Raw genomic sequence first — 10331 nt, 5'->3', positions numbered from 1 at the left:
TACGATGTCTATTATGAGTGTGGCAATAAATGAGGTTATCAGGATTATTAATAATGCTAAAAAGCAGGATATCATACTCTTTCTTGAAGAGGGAAAGCTAAAAGTTAAGGTCGCGAAGAACAAAACGATCGATCCTGCATTGATGCAGGAGATCAAACAATATAGTAACGATATTCGCTTGTTCTTACATAACAATACAATATCTAATGATCCACTGCATCAAAAGCTGATGGCCCTTAAGCGGGACCCGCACAGCCGGATACCGTTGTCGTTTAACCAGGAACGCCTTTGGTTCATCGACCGGCTGGAAGGCAGCCAGGCCTATCATATTCCTATTGTACTTCGTTTGAGAGGCCGTGTGAACCTGGCGGCACTGGAATCTTCGCTACAACAGATCATCCAGCGTCATGAAGTACTGCGCACCGTCATACATGAAGAGGAGGGATCGGCCTATCAACATATACAGTCAGGTGAAGACTGGCAGCTAGAAGTGATAAAGGATCCGATATTGCAGGAAGAGACTTCTTTGTCTGCGTATATCGATGCATTGACTGCAAAAGCATTCGATCTGAGTACAGATTATATGTTGCGCGGATCATTATTGGAACTGTCGCCAATAGATCATATACTGGTACTGACATTGCATCATATTGCATCTGATGGCTGGTCCATGCCGGTGATCGTTCGGGAATTGGTTATACTATATGGTCATTATGGACAGCAGCAGTCTCTGCCAGCGTTGCCCTTGCAATATGCAGATTATTCACTATGGCAGCGTACACACGCAGCAGCGGTAGTGTCTGAAAGCTCCTTGTCATACTGGCAACAACAGTTGCGGGATATAACGCCATTGGAGCTTCCAACGGATCATGCACGTCCCGCGATAGTGAGTGTAGCAGGTGCCTCTTACGTTCATACGCTGGATATAACATTACAACAAGGACTACAACAGCTGTCACAGTCGAATGGGGCTACTATGTTTATGACGCTGCTGGCTGGTTTCCAGGTATTGTTACATCGTTACAGTGGTCAGTCTGATATCAGTGTCGGCAGCCCTATCGCCAATCGTCCTTATCATGAGCTGGAAGGACTGGTAGGTTTTTTTGTGAATACACTGGTATTACGTAGTGACCTGAGTGGGAATCCTACATTCAGGCGTTTACTGGAGCAGGTAAGAGGACGTACCCTGGAAGCATATGAACATCAATCGGTACCCTTCGAGAAAGTAGTAGAATCGGTGGTAAAAGAGCGTGATATGAGCCGTCGTCCATTGTTCCAGGTATTATTTGTATTACAGAACATGGGTCAGTCGTCGATAGGAGGCGAAGTCCTTGGCGACGTTGAAATCAGCTGGGCTGGGTATACGCACCGGACCTCCAAATTTGACCTGACGTTTATGTTGGAAGAGCGTCCGACAGGTTTGCATCTACAGGTGGAGTACAGTACAGAATTGTATGAGCAGGAAACGATCGTTCGGATGGTAGGCCATTATGAACAGTTGCTACGTAGTGCTCTGGCAGATATTGATAAAGAGATCGGGTGCTTGCCGATGTTGTTGGCTGGGGAAATGTCCACATTGCAACATTTTAATAGCGGAGAGGTAAATTATCCTAAAGACAAGACGATCCTGGATCTTTTCCGGGAACAGGTATTGCGAACGCCAGATGCGACGGCGTTAGTATATGAAGGCACGACGCTGAGTTACCGTGAGCTGGATGAACGGAGTAACCAGTTAGGGTATTACCTGCGTCATCAGGGCATCCGGGAAGATAGTCTGGTGCCTATCTGTGTAGACCGCAGTTTAGAGATGATCATTGGAATAATGGGCATACTGAAGGCCGGCGGCGCCTATGTACCGATGGATCCTGCCTATCCGGCAGAGCGCCTGGATTATATACTGAAAGATACAGGTGCTGAATGGGTAGTAAGCAGCCGGGACTGCCATCATATGTTGCCTGTCTTATCAGGAGTAAACATTTTGCTATTGGATGATGCAGAAGCCACAATATGGCGATCTCCTGCCGGACAGGTGGAAAATACAGTGTATCCACATCACCTGGCATATGTGATCTACACGTCCGGTTCTACCGGCATGCCAAAAGGGGTGTTTATCGAACACAGCAATGTTGTTCGTTTATTCAAGACGGATAAACCGTTGTTTGATTTTAATAGTAGCGACGTCTGGACCTTATTTCATTCCTTTTGTTTTGACTTCTCCGTATGGGAAATATATGGTGCATTGTTCAACGGTGGCCGGCTCGTTATTGTTCCACAACATATCGCCCGGGATACCGATGCATTTGCCCATTTGTTGAATGAGCAGGGCGTTACGGTGCTGAATCAGACCCCTTCAGCGTTTTATGTACTACAGGATCATGTCACTACCAATGTAAAATACCCATTGTTAGTCCGGTATGTGATTTTTGGAGGTGAAGCGCTGGACCCGGCCAGGCTGAAGCCTTGGAAAAAATTGTATAGGACTTGCCGTCTGATCAACATGTACGGTATAACAGAAACTACGGTACATGTTACCTTTCAGGAACTTGGTTGGTCGCATCTGGAAAGCCATAGTAGTATCATTGGCCAGCCTATACCTACGCTCAGTGTACATATTCTTGATCCGTGGCAGCAATTGGTACCGTTGGGTGTACCTGGAGAGTTATATATCGGAGGAGCAGGTGTAGCCAGAGGTTATCTGAACCGTCCGGAACTGACAGCAGAACGTTTCGTATCCAATCCTCACGGTGATGGGCGTTTGTACCGGACGGGCGACCTGGGGCGTTGGCTGCCGGATGGTAATATTGAATATATCGGTCGAATAGACGACCAGGTAAAGATCCGCGGTTACCGGATAGAGTTGGGAGAGATAGAGAGTGCCTTGTACCAGAGCGGTCTGGTACACCAGGGAGTAGTAGTAGCCCGGTCAACTACCCATGGCCATCAGCAGCTGGTAGGATATGTGATACCGGAGGGAAGTTTTGACCGGGAAGGTATCCATAGTTACTTGCGTAGTAAGCTGCCTGATTATATGGTACCTGGTATCCTGGTGGAGATGAGCATTTTTCCGCTGACATTGAATGGTAAGATCGACCGTAAGTCTTTACCCTCTCCGCAGGAAGATATAGCGGAACGTGCGTATGAAGCGCCCCGCACTGCGACAGAACAGTTGCTGGCCGGTATCTGGGAGGAGCTGTTAGGAGTACCACGTGTGGGCATCCATGATAACTTTTTTGAGTTGGGAGGAGATTCGATTATTACGATCCAGGTAGTGAGCCGGGCTCGTCGTCATGGCTGCATGATCCAGCCTCGGGATATTTTTCAGCACCAGACCCTTTCCCGATTATCAGCGATGTTATCGACGCAGGAAGGTCTATCAGGCATACTGGGTGAACAGGGGTACTTAAGCGGTGTCAGTGGTATGTTGCCGATCCAGCAATGGTATTTTGAACATGCGGGCCCAGTTGTATCTCATTTTAACCAGAGCGTGTTGCTGGGAGTACCGAAAACGTTGTCCGTTGGTTTGCTGGATGCAGCTGTCAGAGAGCTGCTGTCTCATCATGATGCCTTACGTTTCGTATACACGCATGGAGCCACTGGTTGGGAACAGCATTACGGGAGTTATGAAGGATGCCTGATAGTAGAAGCGCTTGGTGAGGTAGCTGCCCCGGAGTTAGGTACCTTGATCCGTACCCGGGGAGACCATTACCAACGGAGTCTGGATATAACGAAGGGGGAGTTGGTGCGGGTTGTTTTGTTAGAGACACCATCTTATGAATCTTATAACCGTTTGCTGATCGTGATCCATCACTTGTCCGTAGATGGAGTGTCGTGGCGTATCCTGCTGGAAGACCTGGAAGAGCTACTTGGAGGAGTGGGTAGCCTTGGCGACAAGGGCAGCTCTTACCGTGAATGGTATGACCGGCTGGCGCATTACAGTAAAGAACCAGCACTTCTGTCACAGGCCGATCACTGGACAGGTGTAACCCAACGTTATCAACCCTTACCAGTCGATCGGACTTATAACGATATGGTCAGCCGGCGGGAAATAGGACACCATGTTGTTCATTTGGAAGCCGCATATACGCAACAGTTGTTGCAGGAGGTACCACGTGTTTATCAGACCGAGGTCAATGATCTTTTACTCGCAAGTCTGGCGTGGACGTTGTGTGCCTGGAGTGGTAGAGAAGAGGTGACTATCGGTCTGGAAGGTCATGGGCGAGAGCAACTGGGAGAAGGAATAGACCTGAGCCGTACGGTAGGTTGGTTCACCAACCTATATCCGGTGTTATTAGCGATACCTCTTCAGAATGCAGAGGATGTGATCAAGGGAGTGAAGGAGCAATTACGACAGATACCAGGTAAGGGACTAGGATATGGCGTGCTGAAATATATACACCGGCTACCCGGATTGTCAGGTAGTGCCCCTTGGGACGTGGTGTTCAATTACTTGGGCCAGTTGGATAATGTGCTAAACAACCAGGGTCTGTTTGCTGCAGTGCCTGAGCAGACAGGAGAAAATAGCAGCCAGTATCATGTACAGACAGAAAAGCTGGTAATTAACGGATGGATACAAGGGGGCCAGTTACACCTGGACTGGCGCTACAGCGCTCGGCATTATGAGCATAACACCGTAGAAAAATTAAGCCAGTCATTTATAAAATATCTTTCAACACTGATTACGGATTGTATCAGCCGGGAAAAGCACCAAGTTTTTTACACACCGTCGGACTTTGGCCTGGGAAAAGAGCTCAGTTATACCGAGCTGGATCGTTTCCTGGATGAGCCGGATATAGCCGGAGTACCGCGTAGAAAGTCATTAACCAGTATGTACCGCCTAAGTGGACTACAGCAGGGAATGTTATTCCATGGGCTGTATGGCAACAGGGGAGGAGCATACATAGAGCAGGTCAGCTGTGACCTATCCGGGTTAGATCAGGAATTGCTGAGTAAAAGTTGGTCTGTGGTATTACAACGTCATAGCATTCTACGGAGCGGTTTTTATTATGATGTATTCAATATACCAGTGCAATGCGTATATCAAACGGCAAACCTGCCACTGACTATACATGATTTCCGATCGATGGATGTAGTGTCGCAAGGTTTGGCAGTGAGTGCATTTGAACGGGCTGACCAGGAGCAAGGGTTTGATTTCAAAGCAGTACCACTTATGCGCGTTAATCTGCTGCGGTTAAGTGATACCCGCTACCGGATGATATGGACGGCACACCATATCTTATTCGATGGCTGGTCTATGCAGATACTCATGGAAGCGTTCCTGGAATGCTATGAACAACTGGCCGCCGGGCAGCAGCCTGATATTACAGTAGAAGACCGCTTCGAAGATTATATCAGGTATATCGAGAAGAAAGACAAACAACAGGAGGCAGATCATTGGAAGCGGTATTTGTCAGGAGTAAGCAGCGGTAGCTTGTTGCCATTTGTAAGGCCAGGTATTGAACGGACAAAGGGAGCAGGTAGCTACGGGAAAAAACGTCTTGTATTGGATGCGGCATTTACTGCATTGCTGGCAAAATATGCACGGCAGCATCATATTACTATCAACACCGTCATGCAGGGTGTATGGAGCTATTTGCTGCATTACTATACTGGTCAGAAAGATATCGTTTTTGGTGTTACGGTATCTGGTCGGCCGGAGGATATGGAAGGTGTGGAAAAGCGTGTGGGTATGTATATCAATGCGCTCCCTTTGCATGCCGTGTATGATCCCGAACAACATATAACAGCCTGGTTGCAGGATATACAGACGGGACAGATCAGCGCAAGGGAATACCAGTATAGTGCACTAAATGATATCCAAAATTGGACCGGTTTAGGAGGAGACCTGTTCGATAGTCTGCTGATATTTGAGAATTATCCCTTGTCGGAAGTTGTCGCTAACCGGCAATGGCAGCTGGAAGTAGCTAATGTACAAGTACAGGAACAAACTAATTACCCCCTGAGTATCATTATAATGTCTGCTGCAGAGACGGTTATCTCATTCAGTTATAACGCTTCCATACTGGATGACATCTATGTTGATGCCATTGCCGGACATTTTGAATACCTGTTACGTCAACTGCCGGATAATCCTGGAGCAAAGCTGAAAGACCTGGTACTGCTAACTCCGGTAGAATGGGAATATCTGCAGGGTTTCAATGCGACGACGGTACCTTACCCCTCTGATAAGACAATATTAGACCTGTTCGCGGAACAAGTTAGCAAGATGCCGGATGCAAGTGCCCTTATATTTGAGGGGGTAGCGATGAGCTATAATGAACTGGATATTCGTAGTAATCAATTGGCTCATTATCTGCGTAAACAAGGTGTCAGGGAGGAGCAGCTGGTACCCGTGTGTATAGAGCGACGCCTGGAGCTGGTCATTGGTATATTGGGTATTTTGAAGGCCGGAGCAGCATATGTGCCGGTAGATCCCACCTATCCGCGGGACAGGCTAGTTTATATGTTGGAGGATACCGGTGCAAACCTGGTATTATGCAGTTCCGATAGCCGGAGTGCCATTCCGTCAATATCAGGGATCACAATGATAGCATTGGATGAAAGAACCGAGATATTCAGGCAGGAGCCGGAGCACGATGTGACGAATGAGCTGCAATCATCCAATCTGGCCTATGTGATCTATACTTCAGGGTCAACCGGTAAGCCTAAAGGAGTAATGATTGAACATCATAACCTGGTCAATTTTTCAGGTGGAATGTGTAAGGCATTACCACTGACCTCCGGGGATCACCTATTGGCTATTACTTCTGTTTCGTTCGATATCTCGATACTGGAAATACTTTGGACCATCTGTAACGGAATTAAAGTCACCTTGCGGGGAAATAGTCGGCAGCTGGATACCTTTGACCAATATTTGCCAGGAAAAGGAGCTGCGACAATGGACTTTAGCCTTTTTTACTTTTCCAGTGTAGATGATGCTGACCGGCAAGGGAAATACGACTTCCTGCTGCAATCCGCAAAATTTGGTGATGATCATGATTTTGCCGGTATATGGATCCCGGAACGGCATTTTCATGAATTTGGTGGTTTGTTCCCTAATCCGGCTGTAGTGGCGGCAGGAATAGCAACTGTCACCAAAAAGATAGATATACGATCAGGTAGCCTGGTATTACCATTACATGATGTGGTCCGGGCTGCCGAAGAATGGGCTGTAGTGGACAACTTGTCTAATGGCCGCGTATCTCTGGCTATTGCTTCCGGCTGGCATGCAGATGATTTTATACTGATGCCTGCCAACTATAAAGAGCGACATGTCAATATGTATCGGCAGATCGAAGAATTAAGGGAATTATGGAAAGGAGGAAGTATACAGCGGATAAACGGGCTTGACAAAGAGATCGATGTGAAAATATTCCCCCGGCCTACCCGTCCTGCGGTACCATTATGGATCACCTCCAGCGGAAATCCTGAAACCTTCAGAAGTGCGGGGAAAATAGGGGCTGATATACTGACACATCTTTTAGGACAGAAGACAGAAGACCTGGAACGTAACATCCGGCTATACAAACAAACTTTGCAGGAGTACGGGCACCCCGTCGAAAAAGCCCGTATTGCCCTGATGCTGCATACGTATATAGGAGCAGACTACGATACAGTAAAAGCAGAATCAAGAGAACCGTTTAAGGCTTATCTCAGGTCTAACTTGAGCCTGTTAAAAAATCTGGCACAGAGTGCAGATATACATTTTGATGATATAGACGAAAGCACGTTGCAGGATCTATTAGACCTGGTGTTTGAAAGATATTGGAATACCTCAGCTTTACTTGGGACTAAAGAAAGCTGCAGCACTTTAATAGAAACACTTGCAGCGATCGGAGTTACCGAAATAGCTTGTCTGATGGACTTTGGTATAGCGACCGAAAAAGTACTGAATAGCCTGCACCATCTAAATGAGCTGAGACAACTATTCGTTAAGACAGATAAAAAAGAGGACATCACTGGGGTACCTGTTACAGCGCTGCAGATAACACCTTCCTATTTAAAGGCTTTACTGGAAGACCGGCAATCGTATCGCTTTTTAAGAGCACTGAAACATCTGATTATAGGCGGAGAGAATCTGCCGGATGAACTTATAGAACAGCTGTTGCAGAAAACCAGTGCTACTATCACAAACGTATATGGCCCGACTGAAACAACTATCTGGTCTACCACTAAAAGGATCACGACTGTTGACAAAGTGAATATTGGGAAGCCTATAGATAATACCGTCGTTTACTTATTGGATAGGGAAGGTCGGCCCGTACCGTTGGGTGTACCTGGAGAGTTATATATCGGAGGAGCAGGTGTAGCCAGAGGTTATCTGAACCGTCCGGAACTGACAGCAGAACGTTTCGTATCCAATCCTTACGGTGATGGGCGTTTGTACCGGACGGGCGACCTGGGGCGTTGGCTGCCGGATGGTAATATTGAATATATCGGTCGAATAGACGACCAGGTAAAGATCCGCGGTTACCGGATAGAGTTGGGAGAGATAGAGAGTGCCTTGTACCAGAGCGGTCTGGTACACCAGGGAGTAGTAGTAGCCCGGTCAACTACCCATGGCCATCAGCAGCTGGTAGGATATGTGATACCGGAGGGAAGTTTTGACCGGGAAGGTATCCATAGTTACTTGCGTAGTAAGCTGCCTGATTATATGGTACCTGGTATCCTGGTGGAGATGAGCATTTTTCCGCTGACATTGAATGGTAAGATCGACCGTAAGTCTTTACCCTCTCCGCAGGAAGATATAGCGGAACGTGCGTATGAAGCGCCCCGCACTGCGACAGAACAGTTGCTGGCCGGTATCTGGGAGGAGCTGTTAGGAGTACCACGTGTGGGCATCCATGATAACTTTTTTGAGTTGGGAGGAGATTCGATTATTACGATCCAGGTAGTGAGCCGGGCTCGTCGTCATGGCTGCATGATCCAGCCTCGGGATATTTTTCAGCACCAGACCCTTTCCCGATTATCAGCGATGTTGTCGACGCAGGAAGGTCTATCAGGCATACTGGGTGAACAGGGGTACTTAAGCGGTGTCAGTGGTATGTTGCCGATCCAGCAATGGTATTTTGAACATGCGGGCCCAGTTGTATCTCATTTTAACCAGAGCGTGTTGCTGGGAGTACCGAAAACGTTGTCCGTTGGTTTGCTGGATGCAGCTGTCAGAGAGCTGCTGTCTCATCATGATGCCTTACGTTTCGTATACACGCATGGAGCCACTGGTTGGGAACAGCATTACGGGAGTTATGAAGGATGCCTGATAGTAGAAGCGCTTGGTGAGGTAGCTGCCCCGGAGTTAGGTACCTTGATCCGTACCCGGGGAGACCATTACCAACGGAGTTTGGATATAATGAAGGGGGAGTTGGTGCGGGTTGTTTTGTTAGAGACACCATCTTATGAATCTTATAACCGTTTGCTGATCGTGATCCATCACTTGTCCGTAGATGGAGTGTCGTGGCGTATCCTGCTGGAAGACCTGGAAGAGCTACTTGGAGGAGTGGGTAGCCTTGGCGATAAGGGCAGCTCTTACCGTGAATGGTATGACCGGCTGGCGCATTACAGTAAAGAACCAGCACTTCTGTCACAGGCCGATTACTGGACAGGTGTAACCCAACGTTATCAACCCTTACCAGTCGATCAGGAATATGCATTCCCTGTACTCCGCCGTGATATGCAGCTGATATCTGTTGTACTAGAAGAAACCTTCACACAACAGCTGCTGCAGGAGGTCCCACGTGTTTACCAGACAGAGATCAATGATCTTTTGCTGACGGCCCTGGCGTGGACGTTGTGTGCCTGGAGTGGTAGAGAAGAGGTGACTATCGGTCTGGAAGGCCACGGCCGCGAGCAGTTGAGTGACGATATCGATCTGAGCCGTACAGTAGGATGGTTTGCCACTTTGTATCCCGTATTATTGGCGGCTCCGGAAGGAGAGATAAGCGAAATGATCAAAAACATAAAGGAACAGTTACGACAAACTCCGGGCAAAGGACTGGGGTACGGAGTATTGAAATATCTGCATCAGTTACCGGCATTGTCTGGTACTGCTCCCTGGGATATCGTTTTTAACTATATAGGACAGCTGGATAATGTGTTTAATGAAGATAGCATTTTTACCCGTGCAACAGAATCCTCGGGCGATCGTTTGACAGAAGAACATATCATTAGCGACAAGATCACCATTAACATCATCGTACAGCGGGGAACATTGATCTTCGACTGGACATTTAGCAGCAGGCATTACAACAACAAAACTATCCGGCAGCTGGCAACAGCTTATCTGGCTAACCTTCGCCTGGTTATTCAACATTGTCTGCTGGCCAAACAATAATAAA

Annotated in this window: 1 protein-coding gene; it reads left to right on the top strand. The window is 47.6% G+C overall.

Features of this window, described 5'->3' with window-relative positions:
• Positions 1-13: 13 nt before the first annotated feature.
• Complete coding sequence (locus KTO58_RS13960) at positions 14-10327, top strand: non-ribosomal peptide synthetase (RefSeq protein ID WP_198315250.1); 10314 nt, start codon at positions 14-16, stop codon at positions 10325-10327.
• The last annotated feature ends 4 nt before the right edge of the window (positions 10328-10331 follow it).

Source organism: Chitinophaga pendula, from assembly GCF_020386615.1.
In the GTDB taxonomy this organism is placed as follows: domain Bacteria; phylum Bacteroidota; class Bacteroidia; order Chitinophagales; family Chitinophagaceae; genus Chitinophaga; species Chitinophaga pendula.
This window is presented reverse-complemented; position numbering and strand designations above follow the sequence as displayed.